General features: G+C 73.4%; 19 protein-coding genes and 1 pseudogene. 11 read left to right on the forward strand and 9 right to left on the reverse strand.

Annotated features, from left to right (window positions below; genetic code table 11):
- Positions 1–702: 702 nt before the first annotated feature.
- Positions 703–3,213: a cytochrome c oxidase assembly protein gene (locus FRAQA3DRAFT_RS03045; protein WP_009737600.1), complete on the reverse strand. Its 2,511-nt coding sequence runs from the start codon at positions 3,211–3,213 to the stop codon at positions 703–705.
- Positions 3,214–3,215: 2 nt separating this feature from the next.
- On the reverse strand, positions 3,216–3,977 hold the full coding sequence (locus FRAQA3DRAFT_RS03050; protein ID WP_232291891.1) for a copper resistance CopC family protein: 762 nt from the start codon (positions 3,975–3,977) through the stop codon (positions 3,216–3,218).
- Between the two features lie 562 nt (positions 3,978–4,539).
- On the opposite strand from FRAQA3DRAFT_RS03050, the gene FRAQA3DRAFT_RS36595 reads away from it, so the two are divergent.
- The gene (locus tag FRAQA3DRAFT_RS36595; RefSeq protein ID WP_232291892.1) at positions 4,540–4,692 is read left to right on the forward strand and encodes a hypothetical protein; all 153 of its coding nucleotides are present in this window, start codon (positions 4,540–4,542) and stop codon (positions 4,690–4,692) included.
- Positions 4,693–4,710: 18 nt separating this feature from the next.
- On the opposite strand, the pseudogene FRAQA3DRAFT_RS38380 reads toward FRAQA3DRAFT_RS36595, so the two are convergent.
- The 3 genes and pseudogenes from FRAQA3DRAFT_RS38380 to FRAQA3DRAFT_RS34495 all read right to left on the reverse strand — a co-directional run.
- Positions 4,711–5,047, reverse strand: a pseudogene (locus FRAQA3DRAFT_RS38380) (hypothetical protein); the annotation flags it as partial.
- A 99-nt stretch (positions 5,048–5,146) separates the two neighbouring features.
- Positions 5,147–5,773 carry a nucleoside deaminase gene (locus tag FRAQA3DRAFT_RS31180; RefSeq protein WP_051054125.1) on the reverse strand — a complete coding sequence of 209 codons (627 nt, stop codon included), beginning with the start codon at positions 5,771–5,773 and terminating at the stop codon, positions 5,147–5,149.
- Between the two features lie 44 nt (positions 5,774–5,817).
- Entirely contained in the window at positions 5,818–5,997 is a 180-nt protein-coding gene (locus tag FRAQA3DRAFT_RS34495) for a hypothetical protein (RefSeq protein WP_157467046.1), read from the reverse strand.
- A gap of 731 nt (positions 5,998–6,728) precedes the next feature.
- Between FRAQA3DRAFT_RS34495 and FRAQA3DRAFT_RS03065 the strand changes: the two genes are divergently transcribed.
- From FRAQA3DRAFT_RS03065 to FRAQA3DRAFT_RS03070, 3 genes are all read left to right on the forward strand, one after another.
- On the forward strand, positions 6,729–6,944 hold the full coding sequence (locus FRAQA3DRAFT_RS03065; RefSeq protein WP_009737605.1) for a hypothetical protein: 216 nt from the start codon (positions 6,729–6,731) through the stop codon (positions 6,942–6,944).
- 16 nt (positions 6,945–6,960) lie between these two features.
- Entirely contained in the window at positions 6,961–7,089 is a 129-nt protein-coding gene (locus FRAQA3DRAFT_RS37970; protein ID WP_009737606.1) for a hypothetical protein, read from the forward strand.
- Positions 7,090–7,883: 794 nt separating this feature from the next.
- On the forward strand, positions 7,884–9,425 hold the full coding sequence (locus FRAQA3DRAFT_RS03070) for an NAD(P)/FAD-dependent oxidoreductase (RefSeq protein WP_009737607.1): 1,542 nt from the start codon (positions 7,884–7,886) through the stop codon (positions 9,423–9,425).
- 22 nt (positions 9,426–9,447) lie between these two features.
- On the opposite strand, the gene FRAQA3DRAFT_RS03075 is transcribed toward FRAQA3DRAFT_RS03070, so the two are convergent.
- On the reverse strand, positions 9,448–10,233 hold the full coding sequence (locus tag FRAQA3DRAFT_RS03075; protein WP_009737608.1) for a hypothetical protein: 786 nt from the start codon (positions 10,231–10,233) through the stop codon (positions 9,448–9,450).
- A 342-nt stretch (positions 10,234–10,575) separates the two neighbouring features.
- Between FRAQA3DRAFT_RS03075 and FRAQA3DRAFT_RS03080 the strand changes: the two genes are divergently transcribed.
- Entirely contained in the window at positions 10,576–11,715 is a 1,140-nt protein-coding gene (locus FRAQA3DRAFT_RS03080; protein ID WP_009737609.1) for a YihY/virulence factor BrkB family protein, read from the forward strand.
- Between the two features lie 51 nt (positions 11,716–11,766).
- Here the strand turns inward: FRAQA3DRAFT_RS03080 and FRAQA3DRAFT_RS03085 are convergent, their stop codons facing one another.
- Both FRAQA3DRAFT_RS03085 and FRAQA3DRAFT_RS03090 read right to left on the reverse strand, forming a co-directional pair.
- A complete protein-coding gene (locus tag FRAQA3DRAFT_RS03085) occupies positions 11,767–12,810 on the reverse strand; it encodes a hypothetical protein (protein ID WP_009737610.1) in 1,044 nt (347 codons plus the stop codon).
- 209 nt (positions 12,811–13,019) lie between these two features.
- The gene (locus FRAQA3DRAFT_RS03090; RefSeq protein ID WP_009737611.1) at positions 13,020–13,406 is read right to left on the reverse strand and encodes a hydrogenase assembly protein HupF; all 387 of its coding nucleotides are present in this window, start codon (positions 13,404–13,406) and stop codon (positions 13,020–13,022) included.
- Positions 13,407–13,721: 315 nt separating this feature from the next.
- On the opposite strand from FRAQA3DRAFT_RS03090, the gene FRAQA3DRAFT_RS03095 reads away from it, so the two are divergent.
- The 6 genes from FRAQA3DRAFT_RS03095 (at position 13,722) to fxsT (ending at position 21,101) form a co-directional block, all read left to right on the forward strand.
- Complete coding sequence (locus tag FRAQA3DRAFT_RS03095; protein ID WP_051054536.1) at positions 13,722–14,651, forward strand: NAD-dependent protein deacetylase; 930 nt, start codon at positions 13,722–13,724, stop codon at positions 14,649–14,651.
- Positions 14,652–14,661: 10 nt separating this feature from the next.
- Positions 14,662–15,324: a GNAT family N-acetyltransferase gene (locus FRAQA3DRAFT_RS03100; protein WP_009737613.1), complete on the forward strand. Its 663-nt coding sequence runs from the start codon at positions 14,662–14,664 to the stop codon at positions 15,322–15,324.
- Between the two features lie 178 nt (positions 15,325–15,502).
- Entirely contained in the window at positions 15,503–17,074 is a 1,572-nt protein-coding gene (locus FRAQA3DRAFT_RS03105) for an AlkA N-terminal domain-containing protein (protein WP_009737614.1), read from the forward strand.
- 56 nt (positions 17,075–17,130) lie between these two features.
- Positions 17,131–17,682: a methylated-DNA--[protein]-cysteine S-methyltransferase gene (locus FRAQA3DRAFT_RS03110; RefSeq protein ID WP_009737615.1), complete on the forward strand. Its 552-nt coding sequence runs from the start codon at positions 17,131–17,133 to the stop codon at positions 17,680–17,682.
- A 152-nt stretch (positions 17,683–17,834) separates the two neighbouring features.
- Positions 17,835–18,515 carry a 2OG-Fe(II) oxygenase gene (locus FRAQA3DRAFT_RS03115; protein WP_035922066.1) on the forward strand — a complete coding sequence of 227 codons (681 nt, stop codon included), beginning with the start codon at positions 17,835–17,837 and terminating at the stop codon, positions 18,513–18,515.
- Positions 18,516–18,698: 183 nt separating this feature from the next.
- A complete protein-coding gene (gene fxsT, locus FRAQA3DRAFT_RS03120; protein ID WP_009737617.1) occupies positions 18,699–21,101 on the forward strand; it encodes an FxSxx-COOH system tetratricopeptide repeat protein in 2,403 nt (800 codons plus the stop codon).
- A 95-nt stretch (positions 21,102–21,196) separates the two neighbouring features.
- Here the strand turns inward: fxsT and FRAQA3DRAFT_RS03125 are convergent, their stop codons facing one another.
- A complete protein-coding gene (locus FRAQA3DRAFT_RS03125) occupies positions 21,197–22,471 on the reverse strand; it encodes a multicopper oxidase family protein (protein ID WP_232291894.1) in 1,275 nt (424 codons plus the stop codon).
- Between the last annotated feature and the right edge of the window lie 444 nt (positions 22,472–22,915).

A 22,915-nucleotide genomic window follows, 5' to 3' on the forward strand; every position in this document is an offset into this window, starting at 1 on the left:
GGGGTTGTCGACGTCGCCCGAGCCGGGCACTATGCGGGCCGATCACGCCGCGCACCCGGTGCGCGGTCATGCGCTACTCGGGGGGGTGGCGTATGGGTGACGGGGGCACCGGGTGAAGACCTACTTTCTGCTCAGCTCGGCGCGCGGCGAGGATCTGCCGGCGGTCAAACGCTTTCACGCGGACGTGGAGGCGGAGCCGAGGATTTTGGCCGGTGCCGGGGTCGGCGGGCTTCTGAACAAGGGGCGGGTCCGGCCCGCCGGTGATATTCCGGTCGAGGAGAACCAGGACGTCGCCCCCGCACTGGTCGCATTGTGTTCCGACCGGTATTTCGCCGATGGGAGATGCCGGCGCGACTGGGCGCAGTTCACGGCGGCGCCGGAAAACGGGGCCGGCCCGCGCCGACGGCTGGAAAAGAGATGCATCCCGGTGCCGTGGCGGCCGCCGGAGCAGGGATTCCCGGATGATGCCGACCGGTCCATCGCCCGCGCCGGCAGCGCCCGGCGCCGGGCCGCTCCTGACGGACGACCGGACGGCTCCGCTGCCGCGCCCACCCGTAACCCCACCGTCCGGCGGGTCCGCGGCTCGCGCCCGGCGGATCGTGGTGACCTTCGTCGGCTCCGATCAGGACTGGGCCGACTGGATCGGCGGCCGAAGCGGCTGATTCCCGCCCGCCCGGTCGGGTGGCACCACGGCGGTCGCCGTCAGCCGCCGTTCCCGGCGGGGGCGTGCCCGCCGCCGTCGTCGTCCGCGGCGCCCCGGGGCGCGGGAGCCGCGGTCGTGGTCGGTCCGGCCGTGGTCGGTCCCGCCGGCCCGCTGCCGTTCGCCATGCCCTCCGTGACCGCCGTGCCCTCCGTGACCGCCGTGCCCTCCGTGCCCTCCGTGACCGCCGTGCCCTCCGTGACCGCCGGGCTCCCCGTGACCGCCGGGCTGGTCGTCGCCGCGGTGCGACGACGGGTCGGGCCACCGGCGAGCCGGGCGAGGTAGGCATTGTACGCGTCGAGTTCGGCGTCGACGTCGCCGGCGGCGGCGATGCGGCGCTCGCGGGTCCGGGTGCGCCGCTCGTCCATCCGCGACCACTGGATGACCAGCACGATGAGCACGACGAACGTCGGCAGCTCCCCGAACGACCAGGCGATGCCGCCGGCGGTGTGCTGGTCGCTGAGCGCGCTGACGCCCCACGGCCGGACCAGCCGGCCGTACCAGCCGGCCCCGAGCAGCGTCGACTCACTCATGATCGTGATGCCGAGGAAGGTGTGGAACGGCACGACGGACAGCAGCATCAGGATCCGCCCCGGGTGCGGCAGCCGCCGCGGCAGCGGGTCGATCCCGATGAGCAGCTCGAAGAACAGCACGCCGACCGCGAGGAAGTGCACGTTCATGTACAGGTGGCCGAGGTGGTTGCGCATCAGCGTGGTCAGCAGCGACGTCAGGTACAGCACGTACAGGCTGCCGGCGAAGTTCACCGTCACCCACGCCGGATGGGTCAGCACCCGCACCGGCCAGGAGTGCAGCAGCGCCACCAGCCACTCCCGCGGCCCGCCGCGATGCGGGGCCCGCGCGGGGCGCATCGCCCGCAGCGCCAGGGTCACCGGCGCGCCGAGGACGAGGGGGACGGGGGCGAGCATGCTCAGCAGCATGTGCTGGGTCATGTGCACGCTGAGCAGGACCGGCCCGTAGCGCCCGAGGCCGCTGGAGGTGGCGACGACGACGACGAGCAGACCGGACAGCCACGCGATGGTGCGTCCGACCGGCCAGCCGTCGCCCCGGGCGCGCAGCCGGCGCACACCGGCGAGGTACAGCCCGGCGGCGATCAGCGACGCGGTGAGGAACACCCAGTCGATCCGCCAGTCGGCGGCGAGCCGCGCGGCGGTCACCGGCGGCGGCATCGGGTAGCCGAGCAGCGCCCGGGTCGGGTCGGTGGGGACGAGGGCGTCGTCCACCGGCGGGGCCGTGCGGGACAGTCCCACGGCCAGGCCCAGCGTCGCCGTCAGCACCGTCAGTTCCACGCCCGCCAGGCGGACGAACCGCCCGACCGCGCCCGCCGTCGTCCCAGCGCCCGCCGTCGTCCCAGCGCCCGCCGTCGTCCCAGCGCCCGCCGTCGTCTCCGTCGTGGCCGCGGCGAGCCGGGTGACGACCCGGCGGCGCAGCAGGCCGCCGAGCACGACCGCGGCGATCAGGCCCACCGCCTTGAGCGTGACGAGCAGGCCGTAGCGGGTCTCCCACAGCGGCGTGAGGCCGCCGAGCCGCAGTGCGGCCCCGCCGATCCCGCTGACCGCGGTGACGGCCGCCGCGCCGGCCGCGAACCGGCTGTGGCGCCGCAGCGCCGGGCCGAAGGAGCCGGCGGGCAGCCGCACGGCGGACAGCAGGCCGAGCAGCCCGCCCACCCAGGCCGACGCGGCGAGGATGTGCACCGCGAGCGCCACCACCGCGATCGCATGGTCACCGGAGGTGGCGGCGTGCCCGGCGAGGACCGGCGGCAGCAGCCCGGCGGCGGCGACGGCGAGCAGCGCGCCGGCCGCGGTCGTCGTCGTCACCGTACGGCCGACGATCGCCACGACGGCGGCGAGCGCCGCGACGATGACCAGGGCGCGGCCCTGGGCGGTCGACGAGACGAACGAGCGCAGCGCGTGCAGGTCGAGCACGTCCCCGGCCGGCTGCGCGGAGACGTCCGACAGGGTGAACACCAGCTCCGCGAGCGTGGCGAGCACCCACACCACCGCGGCATCGGCCGCGTACCGGCCGCAGCGGCGCGCGGTCAACGTCAACGGCCGCTGGCGGGACCCGGCCGCGCGGTCCGGCATGGTGGCTGCCCGCACGTCGCCCGCGCCCGCCGCCCCCGCGTCCGCACCGGCAGGCTCGCGGTCTCGGTGAGCGGGGGCGCGCCGAGCCGGCAGCAGGACCGCGGCGGCGAGCAGCCAGCCGAGGGTGGCGACCGAGGCGATTCGGCCCGCCAACCGGGCGAACGGCAACGCCCAGTGGGTGCCCTCGCCGGATGAGGGCAGCCCGGGTAGCCGTAGCGGACCCGGGCCGAAGCCGACGACCAGCGCCAGCACGGCGCAGCCGGCCAGCACCGCGACGGGCAGCGCACGCCCGGCCGCGCCCGGCGACCGGGCGGCCTTCGGCGCGGGGGAGACGTCCCCCGGCGCGAGGACCTCCGGGGCGGCGGGGGCGTCGGTCGAGGTGGGCGTGCCCGTCGAGGCGGAAGTGTCCATGGTCAGCGCGCTCCGGGTTGACGTCGGCGCAGGATGACGAGCAGGCCGCCGCCGGCGAGGACGACGACGGCGACGATCACGACGACGACGGCCCAGCCGACACCGCCGTCCCCATCGTCCGCGCCGGCGGCCGGACCGGTCGTGGCGGACCCCGTGCCCGTCGAGGTCGGGGCGCCCGTCGAGGTCGGGGTGCCCGGCGTGGCCGCGGTGGGCGCCGCCGTGGCCGCGCCGGCGCCGGCGGTGGGCACGGTGCCCCCGGCGGGTGGCGCGGTGCCGGCGTCCCCGGCCGGGGGGCTCGCCCGTCCCGCGACGGTGAACGTGAACGTCCCCCCGATCGGATGGCCGTCCTCGGACACGGCCTGGTAGGAGACCGTGTAGCGCCCGTCGCCCAGCGCGGTGAGCGGTTGGCGGACGGTGGCGCCCTCGACCAGCGTGGCACCGCTGGCCACGCTGGTGCCGTCGGCGCGGGTCGCGGCGACGTGGGTGTAGCGGGCCGAGACGGACTCGTTGAAGGTCAGGGTGATCTCACCCGGCGCGGCGGGGAGCACGCTGTTCGCGGCCGGTGTGGTGGCCACGAGCCGGGAGTGCGCCGCCGCGGGTGCCGCCAGGGCCAGCAGCAGCGCGGGGAGGATCGCGGCGACGGCGCCGATCGCGGCGGTGACCCTGCTCCGCCGGCCGCGGGCCTGCCGGTTGTGGGCCTGCCGGTCGCGAGCCTGCCGGTCGTCGCCGCGACGCGCGGGAGCCGTCTGCACCTGTCGTCGCACCCGCCGGATTCTACGCGCCGTAGAACGTTCATCGTGGTCACTGCCGGGCGGAACCCGCGCAGCAGCGGCAACGTGTCCCCGTTTTAGGGCGTGTGTCGAGTTGTGATCTGTCTGTGGGGTTCGCCGTCGTGGCGGGGCCTGATCCGGTAGATCGTTCTGGCGGGTGCGGGTGCGGGTGACGGATGAGGAGGGGAAGTTCCTCGAGCCCTACCTGCTGATCGGCGGGTTCGGGCCATGTCCCGCGTGGTTGCGGTGGTGGGTCGAGGGTGCGGTCCGGCGGTGGTGGGGCGCAGGCGTCTTCGGTGCCCTGCCGGGGGGCTTGATTCCTGAAGCCGCGAAGCGGGGTGAGGCGGAGACGTCCCTGGTCGGTGGACTCGACCACCGTCCGGGTCCACCAGGACGCTGCCGGCCTCAGCATGGCGAGCACGGAACCGCCCCGCGCGTCTTGCTGGGTTTTCCAGCGGTGGTGGATCACGGTGACCAGCAGGCGGTCGGACAGCGAGAGCGGTCCGCGTCGCAGGACGTGGTAGCGGGCGGGCTTGTGGTGCAGGCTGATCGGTGGGTGGTCGAGGATGTACTGCTCGACGGAGACGAGCAGGTCCGCGACGTGGTGGGCCCGCATGCCGGCGGTGGTCGGATGATGCGGCCAGTCCGGGGCGCGGTTGTCGGGCTGGGCGCGGTCGTCCCGCGGTGGCGGGGGGACTGGTGGCTGTGACCACAGGATGTAGTTCCACTGTCCGCGCCAGTTCGTGCTGATCCGGGAGGACAACCGGTGCCCGATCTGGTTCCATTTCGAGGTTCCCGGCGGGAAGTGACACACGGTCACCGCTAGACCGGCGGTGTGAGCGAAGTCCGCCAGTTCCTTCTTCGGTCCGCGAGGTGCCCTGCAGGCTGAACCCCTCGGCCTGCAGCAGCGCCGCGACCGTGTCCGCACCCACCGGATGGCCGTCCGCGGTCAGCTGCGCGGCCAGCCTCCGGGTGGACTTGGTGGTCCACAGCAGCGGGGACTCCGGATCCCCACGCTGGTCCGGCTCGACGAGTGCCAGCAGCGCGGGCACCAGCCCCGGGTCCTTGACTCCCTGGTTCCTGGCCGGCGGCGCCGCCCGCCTGAACGGCCGGGACGCCGGTAGCGGACCGCCCCGGCGTGTGGCGTGCTGACGGGAGTGAGGTCAGCGGACGGCGAGCCCGAGCGGGGATCGCAGTGCGTCGATCAGCGTGTCGAGGTCCGCGTCGCACTCGACGGCTTGGGAGATCGTGGCGGCCACCGAGGGCCGCCCGGCGACCGCGACGACCTCGGGGGTCTCCTCGCGCCAGGGAACGCTCACAGCCCCTCGTCCTGGGCGCCGGTAGAAGTAGTGGCAGGTCATGAGGAGCCCGGTTACCAGCTCCACCACGTCGTCGGCGGGCCCGAGGACCTCGAAGCTGCGTCGGCTGAGCTGGGGATTGTGGACGACCGTTGCCGCCCCGCCGTAGTGGTCCCTCCAACCGTAATGGAGCACGCCGACGCCGGTCTGGAGGGCGGCGCCCATGCACAGGCAGCAGGGTTCCACGTTGGTGTAGAGGACGTGCTGCTGGAACGACCCCCGGCACGGTAGCTGGGCGAGCGCGTTGACCTCGGCGTGCGCGATCCGCGTGTTCGCGAGCTGGCCGGGAACCTGGATGTCCTCGTGGCGGGTACTGCGTGCCTGCCCAACCGGTTCACCGGAGCCGTTCACAACGACCGCGCCGACCGGCAGGCTCCCGGCCTGGTATGCCTCCCACGCCAGGGTCATCACCAGCCGCCAGGGAAACTCCACCCGAGCAGGATGGCATGGCCGCCGGCTCGTTCGGATCGCTTCGCTCACACGGCCTGATGATGGTCACGTTCCAGCCCGTTCGCGAAGGCATGGAGGGCGGGGAGATCGACTTCGGCGGTCATGGGCATGCCGGTCATCGTGCTGATGCTTGCGGCTCGCCGCACCATTTCGGCGTGCAGGTCATCATCGCGATGCCACCCCCAGCACCCAGGATCTGCGCTCATGGCTGTCCCCTGTCGTTCCTTCGGATTTGTGCTGACTGCTGGGCGCCGCCGGGGCGACGGTGCCATTTCCGGCGGGGGTGCGACTGGCGGGTCGACAGCCGCAGGCTCGTACATGGCGTCCGTCTGCGCTGAAGCCGGCTTCGGCGGCGGTGCCGGCAGCGGGTGCACGCTCGTGGTGGAAGTATCGGGGTCAGCCACGGAAGGCGCTCCTGTCGGCGTGTTCCCAGCACCCCATGGCGCGCGTCTCTGGTGGAAAGCAGGCGTTTTCCATGATCAAAAATAGTGCGGAACGGGCATTTGACGACAGTCGGTCGGTTCACTTGAGGTAAAGGGCCAGCTAGTTAAGGGATTGCTTCCATGGGTACAGATAGAAGTGTGGCGGGACGCCGGTCGTATGCCATTGACACGGACCGGTTCGCCGTGAGTCCGACGAGCTTTCGGAACTCCTTCGTCGACCGAATGATACCGAAATTCGGCGGCCGGTCCGACGTGGCGAGATGGGCGATCAACATCGCCCGGGAAGTCGTGGCGCGGGCTGGTGACGTGATGGACCGCCGGCCGGAGCCGGGAGTCGCGATCATGGTGGTGGGGACGCTGTGAGGCTCTCCCGCGGCCCGAGAGCCGATGAATTCACGCCCTCGCAGGGGCCAAGCCGTGGCCGTCACCGTGAACGTAGACAGTGGGGCTCGCGCCCTAGCAGGGCGGACGACTACACGTTTCTGGACGCTCTGATGGAAGACGAGCCCGACATCAGCGACGTATGGCTATGCCTACCCGCTGGGGTCCTGGAATGGGCGACCTCCAGAGCGGAGAGGCTCGGGATCCCCGTCTCGGCCGTCGTGGTCGATGCCCTGGAGGTCCGGGCCGCCCTGGAGGTTGCGCCCCAGATCCGCCAGCTGGTCCCCGGCGGGCGCCGGGAGCAGCACGAGTACCAGGAGCAGGGATAGCGGCGGGATCCTCGGCGTGAAGGTGTGGAACTCCGCCCGCCGTACCGGCGTCGCCGACGTCGTGTTCCCGATAGGTCTCACGGCGTCGGCGGTCGTCCCGCTCCCGATGCTCCTGTTCGCCGATCGGGTCGCGCTCCCCGAGTAGTCCCTCGTCCGACGATGTCAGGAACTCGGCGACGCACAACCGATGGTGGTCGCCTCACTGCTCTTACTGATCGTTTCTTGCTGATCGTTGGTCCGCCGGGTCGGGCTGGAGTGGATCCTGCCCGGTTCCGGCTCCGCGGGAACACCATGATCGTCGTCGCCGGGCCGAGCGTGGAGCGATCATCATGATCCATCGACCGGCAGCGCACGGTCAAGATCAGTAGCCCCTCGCGGGGGCGCCTGATCCGCTCGTCCACGGACTGTGAGATCAGCGTGGGCCGGTGTTCCCGGTACCGGAGTGGTTGTCAGGCCCTCCTCCTCGAGGGGCCGTGGCTCTCCACGGGCGAGGATCCGGTCAACGTCGTCGGCCGAGAGCTCGGGCGGGTGGGCCACGAGCTCGACGAGATCCTCGATCTCGTTGTAGAAGATCGCGGCCGGCTTCTCCATCGTCCGAGGCTGGCCCCGTCGGGTCTTCCCGTGCCGGGTGGTCGACGACGCTCGCTGACGGGGCACTTGACATCGGCGGTAGAAACATCGGCGGTAGAAAACGGCTCTCCGCCCCGTAGTCGGGCGATGACAAGATAATCAACATTGTTGACGGCTCCCCGCCGCCGCGCTCATCAGAAGCGGTCAGGCGTGGGGGCGGGGCCACTGCGCCGGGCGGTTGCCCGACCGCATACCCGGGCACGCAGGGGAAGGTGGCCGGCGCGGCCCGCATCCCCGTGCGGCTGCGCGCCCGCGCCCGCCGCCGCCCGACTCGCGCTACCGCCGTGTGCGGCCCTCCGGAGGTGGAACGTGCCCGCAGCAACGTCGTTGCCGGCGCCCCTGCGTCGATTCCTGCGCGCCGGCAGGGCGGCCGATCGCCCGGCCCCGGCGTCCGGCGCCGCCGGGTCCGCCGGGTCCGCCGGGTCCGCCGCGGCTGCGGGCGCGCCCCGCGTGGTCGTGGTGGGCAGCGGGTTCGCCGGCCTGCGGCTGCTGCGGCGGCTGGAGGGCCTGCTGCCGGCGTCGGCGGCGGAGCTCACCGTGGTCTCCCCGGTGGACCACCTGCTCTACACCTCCCTGATGCCGCAGGTCTGCGCGAGCTCGGTGGAGCCGCGGCACCTGGCGGTGGCCACCCGGGGGGCGCTGCGCCGCACCGTGCTGCGCCTCGGCCATGCCGTGGCGGTCGACACCCGGGCCCGCACGGTGACCGTGCACGGCAACGACGGCACGGTCGACGAGCTGGGCTGGGATCGGCTCGTACTGGCCCCCGGCTCCGTCACGCGGACCTTCGACCTCCCGGGCGTGCGCGAGCACGCGATCGGCCTGAAGAACCTCGCCGAGGCCGTCCACCTGCGCGACCACGTGCTGCGGCAGTTCGAGCGGGCGGACGCCACCGCGGACGACGCCCGCCGGCACGCCCTGTGCACCTTCGTGATCGTCGGCGCCGGGTACACGGGCACCGAGCTCGCCGCGCAGATGACCCGCTTCAGCCGGCGCGCGGTGGCGAACTACCCGCGGGTGCGGGCCGAGGAGGTCCGCTGGGTGCTCGTCGACCATGCGCCGCGCCTGCTGCACGAGCTTGCGCCGGCGCTCGGCCGCCGGGCCGCCGACGTGCTCACCGCCCGCGGCGTCGAGCTGCGGCTGCGGACGTCGGTGAACGAGGTCACCGAGCGCACCGTCCGGTTGGGTCAGGCGGAGGCCGCCAACCAGCACGAGACGATCGACACCCACACGGTGGTCTGGTGCGCGGGGGTGTCCCCCAGTCCGCTCATGACGAACCTGGGCCTGCCCACCACGCACGGGCGCCTCGTCGTCGACGACTGCTTCCGGGTCCCCGAGGTGGATGGCCTGTTCGCGCTGGGAGACGCCGCCGCCGTGCCCGACGTGACCCGCTCGGGCGCCCCCGCCGGTCAGACCGCCCAGCACGCCGTGCGCCAGGCCGCGGCCGCCGCCCGCAACGTGGCGGCGTCCCTCGGCCACGGCACTGCCCGGCCATACCGGCACCGGGATCTCGGGTTCGTGGTCGACCTGGGCGGGCGGGACGCGGTGGCCAACCCGTTGGGGCTGACCCTGCATGGCCTGCCGGCGGCCGTGGTCACCCGGGCGTACCACGCCTACGCGTTGAACAACGGGTCCAACCGGGCCAGGGTGCTCACGGACTGGGCGCTGGACCTGGTCATCCCGCACCAGATCGTGCAGCTCGGCTTCGCCGACGGGTGGCGACCCACGATCGCCGCCACCGAGCAGACCGGTATCTACCCCGGCGCAGCGCCGCAGCGGGCGGGCGGCGGTGCCGGCCCGGTCGCCTCGCCGGCGCCACCGGACCGTGCGGCGGGCGGCGTCGGGGGGCGGTGAGCCGGGCCGCCGGCCGCCCCGGTCAGACGGTTCCGCCGCCGCCGGCCGCCACCCCGCCGACCGGGACCGGGACCGGGCTCGTGGCGAGCCGGCCGCAGGCGGCCGTGTTGGAGACCTCCTCGGGCAGCTCGGGTTTGACGTCGCTGCGGGCCGCCCCGTCGTAGCGGCCGTTGTGGTTCGCGTCGACGCCGTGCTGCTCGATCACGCCCTCGCCGGCGCGCAGCTCGGCGGCGACCTTCGGGGAGACGGTAATGGTGCGCTCGTAGCCGGCGTCGCCGACGGGGAAGCGGTCCAGCGCGTAGGAGCTGTCCGGGCTGGTGTCGCCGGTCGTGGTGAGCGACACCGCGATGGCGCCGACCGACTTCTTCGCGTCGCCCGAACGGACCTGGCCCCCCGCGCCGCTGCCCGTCGCGTCCGGAGCGGGGCAGGAATGGCTGCCGCCGATGTGGATGTGCTGGGGGTGCGGCAGCCCCGGGGCGAGACCGTGGGTCGCGATCCGGATGCTCAGCAGGTTCCCCCGCAGGGTCGCGGTGGCCGTGCCGCTCGCGCCGGATCGGTTCACCGGTCCGAGGTCGGCGACGAGATAGGTCGGTTCGCCGCCGGGTGTGGCCCCCCGTCCGGTCGGCGTCGAGTCCGTGGAGGCCGGTGGCGCCGGCGGGTTGCCGCCCTGCGGTAGTGGGGCCCCGACCGTGTCCGCCCCGACCGTGTCCGCCCCGTCTGGGCCCCATACGGCCAGGAGCGGCACGATGGCGAGGGGAAGCAGGCCCACGCCGATCCCCGGGACGATCCCCCTGAGACCTCGTCGCATCCGCGGGCTCCTTTCGGGCGGTGGACCGTGGCTACTCCGTGATCGATCAGATGCATAGGGTGGCGGCATCAGCCAAGGCCATGGGCGCCCATCCGTCAACGCGATGATGGGTCGGCGGAGGGATCCGCCCGTGGTGCCGCCCGGACCGGGGGTGCGGGCGGCGACCGGCCGCGCGGCCCGGTACGTCACCCGATCGGGCCAGCCGTGGCAACAATTCGGGCGCGATGCGCTGGGAGGTGCGTTGCCAGCAGGTCGAGGCGCATTACCGGCAGGTCAGCGGGTATGCGGCCCATCCGGACGGGGGAGAGCCTCATGACGACGGACGGGCTTGGGAGGCGCGGGATGGCGCTTGGTGGCCGCATCGACCGGGCCCAACAGCGCAACCGTGGGGTCGGCTTCGTCATCGCCGTCATCTACAAGTTCGCCGACGACCAGGGCGGCTATCTCGCCGCCCTGGTCACCTTCTACGCCTTCCTGTCGCTGTTCCCGCTGTTGCTGCTGCTCACGACCGGGCTGGGCTTCGTCCTGCACGGTCATCCCGATCTGCAGGAGCAGGTCGTGACCTCCACGCTGAGCCAGTTTCCGATCATCGGTGACCAGCTCCGCGACGACGTGCAGGCCCTCAATGGCAGCGGGATCGCCGTCGCCGTCGGCATCCTCGGCGCCGTCTACGGCAGCCTCGGCGTCGCCCGGGCGATCGGCAACGCCCTGGACACCGTCTGGGCGGTGCCGCGCCGGTCCCGACCGAACCCGTTCTTCGCCCGGCTGCGCAGCCTGAGCCTCATCGGCCTGCTCGGCCTCGGTGTGCTGATGACGACGGTGCTCTCCAGCGTCACGACTGGGGCCTCGGCGTTCGGCCGGCTGGCCGCCGGGTTCCAGGTGCTCGCGGTCGCGATCTCCACGGCGGGCAACGCCGGCCTGGTCCTGGTCGCCTTCAAGGTCCTGACCGCCCGGTCCGTCCGGGTGCGGGAGATCCTGCCCGGGGCGGTGTTCGCGGCGCTCGGCTGGCAGCTCGTGCAGACGCTGGGCAGCTACTACATCGCCCACCAGCTCAAGGGTTCCACCCAGGTCTACGGGCTGTTCGGGCTCGTTCTCGGCCTGATGACCTGGCTGTACTTCCTCGCCGTCGTCGTGGTCCTCGCCATGGAGATCAACGCGGTGCGGGCGGGCCGGCTCTACCCGCGGGCGCTGCTGACCCCGTTCACCGACGACGTCGAGCTCACCGATTCCGACCGGCGGGCCTACACCTCGTACGCCAAGGCGGAGCAGTTCAAAAGCTTCCAGCAGGTGGACGTCACCTTCACCGATCTGCCCGACCAGCAGCGACCGGCAAGCGACCCGTCGTCAGCGGCCCCCGCCGTGGGTCGTGACCCGGCCACCGACGCGGCTCCCGGTCCGCCGGCCGACGTGGATCCCGGTCCGCCGGCCGTCGCGGCTCCCGGTCCGCCGGCCGTCGCGGATCCCGGCGGCCCCCGGCCGTAGCGGATCCCGGCCAGGGTCCGGACGCCGCTACGAGCCAGGCCCCGGACGCCGCTACGACGCCGCCCGGACGGTCCCGTCACGCCCGGGAATGGGCGGGCCGCGGTCCGGATCGTCCGGGATCCGGACCGGCGCGATCAGCACGGCGGTGTGGTCGCCGCCGGAACCGCCGACCACTGCCGGCCACAGGCCGTCGTTGACGCAGTCCCGCGCGACTTCGCGAGCCCAGTCGGGGGGCGCGCTCAGGGAGACGAAGCGACCCTGGTCGGTGCCGAGGATCACGTGCGCCCCGATCAGCGCATGGCGCAGCGCCTGCCCGCGCGGGGTCCGGGCGGCCCACCCCGCCGGGATCCGCTCCCCGGCCTCGTCGGCGAGGGGAGGCCAGCCGGAGGTGTTGACCAACTCCGCGCGCAGCCGCAGCAGCGGGCGCGGACCGGGATACAGCCCAGCGCTCAGCCGCAGCTCCGCCCGGGCGAACCAGGTGTCCCAGGTGATCCTGGTCGGCGCCGCTCCGCCGCCGTGATCCACCGTCCGCACGCGACGGCCCGACGGCGCACTGAGCTGGACCGTGTGGGCCCCCGATCGGGTCGCACCCGGCCCGCCCGTCGCCTCGCGGGCCGGCTCCCAGGGATCCGGTCGGGGGGCACTCAGGTGAGGCAGCCAGCCGCGCGGCCATCCTCCGCCCGGGGGGTGAGCCATCGGCCCGGGGCGCGCCGCCAGCAGGTCCGCGACCGTCACGGCCTCGTCGACCTCGTGCGGCAGAAACTCGGCCTGGTCGTCGGCGTCGGCGTCGCTCGCCGCCCTCGCCCCGCCGCTGGCGTCGCCCGACCGGAGGACCTGCTGTTCCCTCGTCGTGATCTGCAACCAGCGCACCCGCGCGGTCAGCACGGCGTCGGGGCCGGCCTCCAACAGGCATTCCGCGTGGACGTACGCCCGGTCATCCGGGTGGCGTGCGGCGTACGCCGCCGGGGTCAGCACCCCGACGAGCCTGCCCGACCCGCCCCCGCCGGACCGCACGCGATGATCCGGATCGTGCCGGTAGATCGTCGCGTCGGCGATCGCCGCCGCCCGGTCGAGCGGCGCCTGAACCGTCCTCATCGGTAGCCCCCTTCACTCCCGGGCGCACCGGGCGTCGCGGCCGGTCACCATGGTTTCGGCGTGGATGCCCCGGCCTGGAGGCCGGGAGGAAACGCTGCCCCAGATTGTTCACGGGTGGTCATCCCTTTCCGTGGAATGGGCGCATGACCCGTTTCGGCAGTGTGGGTCTGTAGGAGTCGGAATCCCCCGATCTCAGACGGGGGAGGACGTCAAAGGACGCTGATCGCCTCCCCGGCGTGGACCAGCACCGCATCGCCCATCTGTGCTCGGACGAGGCCGAGACCGATCTCCTCCGTGCCGGCGGGTGTCCGGACGAGTGCGACCGAGCCCGGCAGACACCGGACGATCTCGGCCTCGATCGTCTCCTCCGGCCCGGCGACCTGACCGGCCGCACCACATACGGGCGCCTCGGGGCCCGGATGGGCGGCGGCCTGCGCGGCCTCCCACGCCGACAGCCGTTCGGGTCCCGTACGTGCGGCATCGTCCCCCGCATCGGGTATGCGCGGTTTGCGCCGTCCAGAGGGCACCGCGGCGGAGCCGTGGGTGTCCCGCTGTCGTCGTGACGGTGTGCTGGTGCTTCTGACCTGCTCGTTCATCGGTCATCACCTCGATAGAGGTCTACCCGGCGCAACGGTACGACCCGTGTTCGGAGGTCACCAGTCGACTCGGATGATGGTCATCGGGTCGGAGCCGACGCCCGGGTCGCATCGGCCGAACAGGCGACGCCCGGTCTGGCCGGATCGGGCGGACCGTCCCGGCTGGTCGAGGGATCCGGTGGTCGGCGGCGGGTGGGAGGGCCCGTTCGGAGGAGAGCGAAGGGGAGACGGGACGTCGTGCCGGACGGGCGAGCCCGGTGGTTGCGTCCGGCCCGTCCGGCCGTCGAGGGGTCCGCGGCCGCGCGATCGGGCAGCATGGGAGCGGTGGGAGTAAAGACGACCAACGACGGCGAGGCGTTCGACCGGCTGTGCGCCCTCGTCGCGGCCGGCGGCGTCGCCGTGGTGAGCGGGGCGGGGATCTCGACCGACTCCGGCATCCCGGACTATCGGGGCCCGAACGGGGCACTGCGCCGCCACACCCCGATGACCTACCAGCAGTTCACCAAGGAACCGGGGGCCCGCCACCGCTACTGGGCCCGCAGTCACGCCGGCTGGCGGCAGGTCGCCCGGGCCGAGCCGAACGCGGGCCACCGCGCGGTGGCCCGGCTGGAGCAGGCGGGGCTGGTCACCGGCATCGTCACCCAGAACGTCGACGAGCTGCACCAGCGCGCCGGTTCCCGCCATGTCATCGACCTGCATGGAAGCCTGTCCCGCGTGGTGTGCAGCGACTGCGGGGAGGTGAGCCCGCGCCGCGACCTCGACGAGCGGCTGAGCGCGGCGAACCCGGGCTTCCACATCTCCGGGGCCCCCACCAACCCGGACGGTGACGTCACCCTTTCGGAGGAGGCGGTCGCCCGTTTCGTCATGGTCGACTGTCGTGGCTGCGGAGGCGAGCAGCTCGAACCGGACGTGGTGTTCTTCGGCGCCACCGTGCCGCGTCCCCGCGTGGCGCAGGCGTTCGACCTGGTCGAGAGCGCCCGGGCGGTGATGATCCTCGGTTCGTCGCTGACCGTGATGTCCGGGTACCGTTTCGTGCTGCGGGCGGCCGAACTCGGCATTCCGGTCGCGATCGTCAACCAGGGGCCCACTCGCGGGGACAGCCGGGCGACCGTCCGTGTCGATGCTCCCCTCGGATCACTGCTGCCCCGGCTCGCTGCTGCCGTCACCGGCGGCGAACGAACGCTCGGGCTGTCACGGACCGTGCCGTCCCTCGCCCTGTCAGGGGATTCGCCTGCCGAGCTGTGAGGATGGGGGGATGCGATCGGTCTTTCGTCCCCAGCCCGCGAACGTGGCGTTCCGCCATGCCACCGACAGCGACGCCGAGGCAGCGGCGATCGTCGCGCTCGTCGAATCCGCGTACCGGGGGGAGTCCAGCCGGGCGGGGTGGACCACCGAGGCGGACCTGCTCGGGGGCCAGCGCACGGATGCCGACGAGGTGCGTGCCGCCCTGGCGGCCCCCCACGGTGGTGTCCTGCTCGCGGAGGAGCCCTCCGGCCTCCTCGTGGGCTGCTGCCACGTGGAGCGCCTGATCGAGCCGGCGGCGCATGGTGGACCCGGCGTGGTCCGGACGGGTGAGCTGGTGACCCAGCCGGGAGAGGACGAGGGGACGATCGGGGCGGGGATCACCGCGGCGGTGGGGGCCTACTTCGGCATGTTCGCCGTCAGCCCCACCCGGCAGGGGGCCGGAGTGGGCGGGGCACTACTGCGGCTCGCCGAACGGCACGCCGTCACGGCCTGGTCGGCGGCGTGGATGGAGATGCAGGTCATCGCCCAGCGGACCGAACTCATCGACTGGTACCGCCGCAAAGGATACGTCCCGACCACGGAGACCCGACCGTTTCCCTACGCCGACGAGCGGTTCGGCCGGCCGCTGCGGCCCGACCTCTACTTCGTCGTCCTGCGCAGGCCGCTCGCCTGACGTCGCCCTGATCCGCCGGCGGCCGCCCCGGCGGCCTCGGGTGCGATTCGCCGGTCCCCGGCGGCTTTCTCGGCCTTGGGCATCGACTCGGCCGTGGTGCCGGCAGCGAGTGCCGGCGAGCTGGCACGACGTCCGATTCCCGCCAGCATCCGGGGTCGATCGCGTCGAGAGTGGGGGCATGAGGACGGACGAGGGCCGTTACGAGGCGGTGGCCAGCCGGGACGCCCGGTTCGACGGCGCCTTCTACTTCGCCGTGACCACCACGGGCATCTACTGTCGTCCGAGCTGCCCGGCGGTGACACCGAAGCGGGCGAACGTCCGGTTCTTCCTGACGGCCGCGGCGGCGCACGGCGCCGGCTTCCGGGCCTGCCGGCGGTGCCGACCGGACGCGGTGCCCGGCTCTGCCGAGTGGAACATCCGCGCCGACGTGGTCGGCCGGGCGATGCGCCTGATCGGCGACGGTGTCGTCGACCGGGAAGGTGTGGCCGGCCTCGCCGCCCGTCTGGGCTACAGCCCCCGCCAGCTGCGGCGGCACCTGACCGCCGAGGTGGGAGCCGGACCGCTTGCCCTCGCCCGGGCGCAGCGCGCGCACACCGCGCGGCTGCTGCTGCAGATGACCGAGCTGCCCGCCACCGAGGTGGCCTTCGCCGCCGGCTTCGCGAGCGTCCGCCAGTTCAACGACACCATCCGCACGGTCTACGCGGCGACGCCAAGTGACCTTCGCGGACCACGGGCGCCGCGATCCGCATCCCCCAGTCGGGGGGAGGACGAGCCCGCCGGCCCGGGTGGGCTGGTGCTCCGGCTGGGCTACCGCCGGCCATACGCGGCGGGCGAGGTGTTCGACTATCTGGCCCGCCGGGCGCTGCGCGGAGTGGAGGAGGTCGTCGGTGACCGCGGGCGGCGGACCTACCGGCGGACGCTGCGGCTGACCCGCGGGCACGGCATCGCGGAGGTGGCCGAACGGCCAGGCGCCGACGACGTCGGCTGGCTGGAGTGCCGCCTGTCCCTGAGCGACCTGCGCGACCTGACCGTCGCGGTCAGCCGGCTACGGCGGCTGTTCGACCTGGATGCCGACCCGTGGGCCGTCGCCGACCATCTCGCGACCGATCCGGTCCTGGCGCCCCTCGTGGCCCGCCACCCGGGTCTGCGTGCCCCGGGGGCCACCGACGCGCACGAGCTGGCCGTACGGGCGGTGCTCGGGCAGCAGGTCTCAGTGCCTGCCGGACGGCGCCTCGGCGAGGCACTGCTCGCCGAGTACGGCGATCCGCTGCCCACCCCGAGCGGCGGGCTCGCCCTGCTGTTCCCCCGGGCCGACGCGCTCGCCGCCGCATCCCTGCACGAGGTGGGCATGCCCGAGACCCGGCGGGAGACGGTGCGCGCGCTCGCCGCCGCGCTCGCCGACGGTGACGTCCCGCTCGACGGGGGCGTCGACCGCGCCGAGGCCGAGCGGGCGCTGCTGGCCGTGCGGGGCATCGGTCGCTGGACCGCCGGCTACGTCCGGATGCGGGGGCTCGGCGATCCGGACGTGCTCCCCGCGGGGGACGCGGCGCTGCGGGCCGCACTGCGCCGCCACCGCCTTGCCCCGCCCGCCGCCGTGGCCTGGGCGCCGTGGCGCTCCTACGCGGCGCACCACCTGTGGGTCACAGCGGCGCCACGCGTCGAGGCAGCCGCCCCCGCCGAAGCGGCCGCCCCCGCCGGGGCCGCCGGACCTGACGTCGCGCCGCCTCACGCGGCGCGCCGTCCGGCATGACCATGCATCTGGAACCAGCCCCGATGGGCGTAACAAGCAAGAAGGGACGTGGACCGATGATGGTCTACACGACGCTGACCAGCCCGGTGGGGGACCTGCTGCTGGTGGGCGCCGAGTCGGACCAGGCGTCCGGCGGGCTCGCCCTCGCTTCGCTGTCCATGCCGCAGCAGCGGGGCGCCGCGGTGATCGCGCCGCACTGGCGGCGGGCAGACGAGCCGTTCGCCGAGGCCGCCCGGCAGATCGCCGAGTACTTCGTCGGCGAGCGACGCACCTTCACGCTGACTCTGCGCACCCGGGGGACCGACTTCCAGGAGCGGGTGTGGCAGGCGCTGGAGTCCATCCCCTACGGCACGACCGTCAGCTACGGCCAGCTAGCCGGCCGGATCGGGGCCGAGCGCGGTGAGGTCCGGGCGGTCGGCACGGCCGTCGGCGCCAATCCCCTGCTGCTCCTGCGCCCGTGCCACCGGGTGATCGGTGCCGACGGTGCGCTGCGCGGGTTCGCCGCGGGCCTCGCCCGCAAGGAGTTCCTGCTGCGCCACGAGGGTGCGCTGGCGCCGACGCTGGACCTCGCGCCCGCGCCGAGCGGCGCGGGCGGGGGCCTCTGGTGACGGCGCGCCCGGTCGGATCGGGGGCGGCGCGATCCCCGGCCCACCCGCATGGGGCAGTGGCGCCGGCCCGGCTGGGCGGTGCGGCGACCCCGGCCGGCTCGGATGACGCGGCGGCCCTGGTGGGGACGGACGTCGGGGCGCGCGTGCGGGCGATGGACTGGGCCGCGATCGCCGCGGAGCTGGACGCGGCCGGCTGCGCGCTGACCGGCCCGGTGCTCACCGCGGCGCAGTGCCGGGAGCTCGCAGACCTCTACGGCGACGACGGGCGCTTCCGGTCCACCGTCGACCTGGCCCGTCACCGGTTCGGGTCAGGGGAATACCGCTACTTCGACCATCCTCTTCCCCCGCCGGTCCAGGCCCTGCGCGCGGTGTTCTACCCGTTCCTGCTGCCCGTCGCCCGGCAGTGGGCCGCCCGCCTGGGCCGGCCGGCCCCGTGGCCGGACACCCTCGACGCCTGGCTGGCCGACTGCCACCGCGCCGGGCAGCACCTCCCCACGCCGCTGCTGCTGCGCTACCGGGCGGGCGACTGGAACGCGCTGCACCGCGACCTGTACGGCGAACTGGTCTTCCCACTACAGGTCGTGATCGGCCTCGACACCCCCGGCACGGACTACACCGGCGGCGAGTTCCTGCTTGTCGAGCAGCGCATGCGGGCCCAGTCCCGGGGCACCGCCCGCACCCTCCTGCGCGGGCATGCCCTGATCTTCACCACCCGGGATCGGCCGGTCCCCTCGGCACGCGGCTGGTCCGCCTCGCCCGTGCGGCATGGGGTCAGCACCGTCCGATCGGGCCAGCGCCACACCCTCGGACTGATCTTCCACGACGCCGCCTGAGCGGACCCCGCATGCGCGGCCGCCGGGCGCATCCCGCCTCGCCCGGTCGCCGAGCCGCCCGGTCGCCGAGCCGCCCGGTCGCCGAGCCGCCCGGTCGCCGAGTTGCCCGGTCGCCGAGCCGCCAGGCGCCGGGCCGCAGCCGAACCGTGACGGATGGTGCCGTTCATGGCAGGCTGTCCTGGTATGGATCCGGGGGCTCCAGCGATCGGTGTCACCCGTCCCGGCGCGCCCGTCGACTTCTTCGTCTCCTACGCGGACGCCGACCAGGGCTGGGCGGAGTGGATCGCCTGGGTGCTGGAGGACGCCGGCTACTCCGCCCGGATCCAGGCGTGGGATTTCGCGCCCGGTGCCCATCTGGCCACCGAGCTGCACGCGGCGACGTGGGCGGCGGCGAGGACGGTCGCGGTGCTGTCGGCCGCCTACGCCGTCGGCGCCGCGTCGCAGGCCGGCTGGCGGGTCGCCTGGACCGGCGATCCCGACGGCCGGGAGCGCCGGCTGCTGGTGTTCCGGGTCGAGGACTGCCCGTGGCCGGGCCTGCTCGGTCAGATCGTCGGCGTCGACCTGTTCGACGTCGACCGGGAGACGGCGGCGCGGCGCCTGCTCGCCGCCGCCCGCGGCGAGCGGGGCAAACCCGAGACCGAACCGGCCTTCCCCGGCAGGGACGCCCCCGGCCCGACGGCGCCGCGTGGGCCGCGGCCTGCGCCGGTCGGTGAACCTACGTTCCCGCACCGGCTGCCCGTGGGGTGGAACGTCCCGGGCCGCAACCGGCACTTCACCGGCCGGAAGGAGATCCTCGACCGGATCCACGCCGAGCTCGGCGCCGGGCCGGTCGCCGTCACCGCCCTGCACGGCATGGGCGGCGTCGGCAAGACACAGGTGGCGATCGAGTACGCCCACCGGCACGCCGGTGACTACACGCTGGTCTGGTGGATCGACGCCGAGCAGACCGCCCTGCTCGCCGAGAAGATCGCCGCGCTGGCGGTCCCGCTGTGCCTGCCCGCGGGGCGGCCCGTCCCGCAGATCGCGCAGGCGGTGCTGCAGGAGCTCGCGCGCCGCGACCGGTGGCTGATCGTCTTCGACAACGCCGAGGATCCGGTCGCCCTGCGGCAGTGGTTACCGTCCGGCCCGGGGCACGTGCTCATCACCTCCCGCAACCCCGGCTGGGAGGCGGTCTCCGCCGCCGTCGACGTCGACCTGCTGCCCCGGGACGAGTCGATCACGCTGCTGACCCGCCGGATCACCAGCCTCGACCCGGCGGTCGCCGACGCGCTCGCCAAGGAGCTCGGCGACCTGCCGCTCGCCCTGGCCCAGGCGGCGGGCTACCTCAACCAGACCGGGCTGGCACCCGATGACTACCTGCGCCGCTTCCGCGGCCGCCGGCAGCGTTTCCTCGGCAAGGGCAACGACCCGCTGTACGCGGGTCGGCTCGACACCTGCTGGTCGATCTCCCTGGACCGGCTGCACGCGGACAATCCGGCGACCGTGCAGCTGCTGGACCTGTGCTCGCACCTCGCCCCCGAACCGATCCCGCTGAGCCTGTTCGCCGCCCGTGCCGACCTGCTCGACGACCCGCTGGCGGACATCGCCGCCGACACCCACCCCGACCTGACCCTCGACGACGCGCTGGCCGCCGCCGCCGACTTCTCCCTGGCCCGCCGGACCGGGGACAGCATCGTCGTGCACCGCCTCGTCCAGGCCGTCATCGCCGGGCAGCACTCCCCGGGCCGGCGGCGCCGTCTCGCCGACACCATCGCCCGCCTGCTCGCCGCGGCCACGCCGGGCGACCCGGTCAACCCCGTCACCTGGCCGGCCTGGGCCGCCCTCGGTCCTCACCTGCTGCACGCGGTCACCCGGCTCGAAGGACGCGACGACGATCCGCACCGGTTGCGACGCCTCGCCGCCGAGTTCGGTTCTCATCTGTACGCCCGCGGGGACTACGCCGCCGCCCACAGCTTCGCCGCCCGGCTGCACCGGCGGACCGCCGACCAGCTCGGTCCGGACCATGACGACACGCTGCACGCGGCGTTCCACCACGCCGACACCCTCGCCGCCCTCGGTCGCCACGGCGACGCCCGCCGGCTCGCGCAGGACACCCTCGACCGCCGGCGGCGCATCTTCGGCGAGGATCATCCGGACACGCTGCACTCGGCGCACAACCTGGCCAGCCGGCTCGCCGAGAGCGGTGAGCACCGCGCCGCCCGCGCCCTCGCCGAGGACACCCTCGCTCGCCGCCGCCGGCTGCTCGGCGAGGATCATCCGGACACGCTGCGCTCCGCGCACAGCCTGGCCAACCGGCTCGCCGCCCTCGGCGACCACCGCGCTGCCCGGCGGGTCGACGAGGACACCCTCGCCCGCCGCCGGCGAGTCCTGGGTGAGGAGCATCCCAACACCCTGCGCTCGGCGCTGAACCTCGCCAGCCGCCTCGCCGCTCTCGGTGACCTTCACCGCGCCCGCCGGCTCGCCCGGGACACGGTCACCCACCAGCGCCGCACCCTCGGCGACGATCATCCCTACACCCAGCGCACCCAGGGCCTGCTCGACGACCTCGACGGCGCGGATCATCCCGGCGGCGACGAGCCGCCGTGACGGCGCCGACGAGAACGGAACGAAAAGTCCCGCCATCGCCTGCCGTCGGCGGACTCGCGTCGGTCCTTCGTCGGGCAAGGTCACCGCGCCGCGGTTCATTTCACGATTTGCAGGACGGCCATCATGCCCATGTCCTCGTGGTTGAGGATATGGCAGTGCAGGACCGTCTTCCCGGTGAAGTCGGTGAAGTGGATCCGCACGACGGCCTCTCCCCTGGCGGGGAGGTTCACGGTGTCCTGCAGGCTCAGCGCGTTGTACGGCTTGCCGTTGATACTCATCACTCGGAAGCGATTGGTGTGAACGTGGAAGGAGTGCTGCTCGTCGGAGTCGTTGCGGACGGTCCACTCTTCCACTGTGTTGAGCCTGGAGCGGACGTCGACCCGATTTTCGTCGAAGGTCCGGCCGTTTATGTAGAACTGGGTTCCGGCGCTGTTCTCCGAGAAGACGAGGGTGTGCCGCGCGGCGATCGGAGCGCGACTCAGGTCCACTGCCGGTCTTGGGGCGAAGGTGGTGGGCAACGCCGCCGGTCGTATCGCCGGGCCGCTGGAGACGACGGTGGCGAGGGTCTGCCGGGGGAAACTGTTGCCCGCCGGTCCGGTGTCGTAGGCGAGGGTTTCCAATGCGGTGCGGCCGGCCGGGCCGCCCTGCACGAGCACGTCATAGCGGGCGCCAGCGGGGATGACGAGGGAATCCGCGGACCAGACCCGGGTGACGGGGCTCGCGTCCTGCGTGATCACGTGGAACCGCTGTCCTGGCAGCCGCAGCCGGTAGTAGATGTTGGCGCTGATGTTGGCCAGCCGCCACAGCTGGGTCTCGCCCGGCCGGATCTGGATGGTCGGGTTCAGCTGGCCGTTGACCGTACGGTTCGTGGCCCCTCCGATGTGCAGGTCCTCGGTCCGGATCGAGTCGCCCTGGACCTGGAAGTCCTTCAGCGCGACGACGTGCTCGGTGATGTGACGGAGATCCGGTGGCAGATACCGTTGCAGCCCGTCGACGATGATGATTCCCGACATGCCTGCGGCGACCTGCGACGCGGCATGCGGATGACCGTGGGAATGGTACCAGTAGGTCCCTGGAGTCAAGGTCCGGGGAAACTGGTAAACGTAATGATACGTCTCGCCCGGATGGATGTGGATGAAGACGTTGTCGGAGTTTCCGGCCGGCGACACGTGCAGCCCGTGGACGTGCAGGTTCGTGTAGGGATGGACGCGGTTCACCATCGTCACATCCAGCCGGTCACCCGGACGGAACCGCAGCGTCGGCGGCATGTACAGGCCGTTGTAGGTCAGCGCCCACAGCCGGCGGCCGGCCAGCTCGACCTGGCGCCGCTCCACGACGATACGGACCCGCAGGACCCCGTCCCTGCTCACGTATTGCGGCGGGTCGCGAAGCGGCTGACCCTGCGTCGGCGGCGTGGGCGATGCCGTCGGCAAGGACAGGCCCGGCTGATTGGCGCCGACCATCACAAAGGCGCCGATCAATCCTGCAACTGTGAGCCGGACGGCTCGGTGGCGAGAAATCATCACGACCCCCAGCAACGCATGCGGACGCCATCGAGCCGGTCAGCTGTCGTTGGGATCAGCCGGCATTCTCCTACCCGACGGCGGCCACCGATAATCCGGGATGGACGCCGGTCGGTATCGTCCGGCGCGGTGGGGGCGGGAAACCGACATCGTCACCGATGACGTCACCGATGACGAGCCGTCCTCATCGCCGCGGGCGAGACCGCCGACGCACGTCCATCGTTCGCCGGACACCCCAGGCACGGGGTCGGCGGTTGATGTCGGCACGGCTGTGACGGATGGAGACGGCTG

The organism is Frankia sp. QA3, assembly GCF_000262465.1.
Classification (GTDB): Bacteria; Actinomycetota; Actinomycetes; order Frankiales; family Frankiaceae; genus Frankia.

What these genes read in the sequence shown, in the direction of transcription:
- FRAQA3DRAFT_RS03045 (WP_009737600.1), bottom strand. Translation starts at nt 3,213, where the DNA reads ATGGACACTTCCGCCTCGACGGGCACGCCCACCTCGACCGACGCCCCC.
- FRAQA3DRAFT_RS34495 (WP_157467046.1), bottom strand. Translation starts at nt 5,997, where the DNA reads ATGAGCGCAGATCCTGGGTGCTGGGGGTGGCATCGCGATGATGACCTG.
- FRAQA3DRAFT_RS03065 (WP_009737605.1), top strand. Translation starts at nt 6,729, where the DNA reads ATGGAAGACGAGCCCGACATCAGCGACGTATGGCTATGCCTACCCGCT.
- FRAQA3DRAFT_RS03075 (WP_009737608.1), bottom strand. Translation starts at nt 10,233, where the DNA reads ATGCGACGAGGTCTCAGGGGGATCGTCCCGGGGATCGGCGTGGGCCTG.
- FRAQA3DRAFT_RS03080 (WP_009737609.1), top strand. Translation starts at nt 10,576, where the DNA reads ATGGCGCTTGGTGGCCGCATCGACCGGGCCCAACAGCGCAACCGTGGG.
- FRAQA3DRAFT_RS03085 (WP_009737610.1), bottom strand. Translation starts at nt 12,810, where the DNA reads ATGAGGACGGTTCAGGCGCCGCTCGACCGGGCGGCGGCGATCGCCGAC.
- FRAQA3DRAFT_RS03090 (WP_009737611.1), bottom strand. Translation starts at nt 13,406, where the DNA reads ATGAACGAGCAGGTCAGAAGCACCAGCACACCGTCACGACGACAGCGG.
- FRAQA3DRAFT_RS03095 (WP_051054536.1), top strand. Translation starts at nt 13,722, where the DNA reads ATGGGAGCGGTGGGAGTAAAGACGACCAACGACGGCGAGGCGTTCGAC.
- FRAQA3DRAFT_RS03100 (WP_009737613.1), top strand. Translation starts at nt 14,662, where the DNA reads ATGCGATCGGTCTTTCGTCCCCAGCCCGCGAACGTGGCGTTCCGCCAT.
- FRAQA3DRAFT_RS03105 (WP_009737614.1), top strand. Translation starts at nt 15,503, where the DNA reads ATGAGGACGGACGAGGGCCGTTACGAGGCGGTGGCCAGCCGGGACGCC.
- FRAQA3DRAFT_RS03110 (WP_009737615.1), top strand. Translation starts at nt 17,131, where the DNA reads ATGATGGTCTACACGACGCTGACCAGCCCGGTGGGGGACCTGCTGCTG.
- FRAQA3DRAFT_RS03115 (WP_035922066.1), top strand. Translation starts at nt 17,835, where the DNA reads ATGGACTGGGCCGCGATCGCCGCGGAGCTGGACGCGGCCGGCTGCGCG.
- fxsT (WP_009737617.1), top strand. Translation starts at nt 18,699, where the DNA reads ATGGATCCGGGGGCTCCAGCGATCGGTGTCACCCGTCCCGGCGCGCCC.